The 247-nt window shown below is 51.8% G+C and carries 1 protein-coding gene; it reads right to left on the minus strand.

Going from position 1 to position 247, the window contains the following annotated elements; translation table 11 throughout:
* Window positions 1–247: cadherin-like domain-containing protein (locus AB4140_RS19655; RefSeq protein WP_372002317.1), on the minus strand; the 247-nt coding region annotated here is incomplete at both ends.

A 247-nucleotide genomic window follows, 5' to 3' on the forward strand; every position in this document is an offset into this window, starting at 1 on the left:
CCATCACCGTTGTCGGTAAGCACACCGTCAGTGCCGCTGTACGTCACCGTATCAACAGATAGGTTATCACCATCGATGTCGCTCGCATTCGCCAGCAGCTGCTCATCGGTAATGATGATAATGCCGTCTTCATTCATGGTGAATTCAACGTCAGGGGCAACCGCGGCATCGTTAACGGGGTTAACGGTTAAATCAACGCCTGTCGCCACGGTAGTCGTGCCATCTGAGACATCAAAGCGTAAGTCTA

The organism is Shewanella sp. 10N.286.51.B2, from assembly GCF_041469265.1.
GTDB lineage: Bacteria > Pseudomonadota > Gammaproteobacteria > Enterobacterales > Shewanellaceae > Shewanella.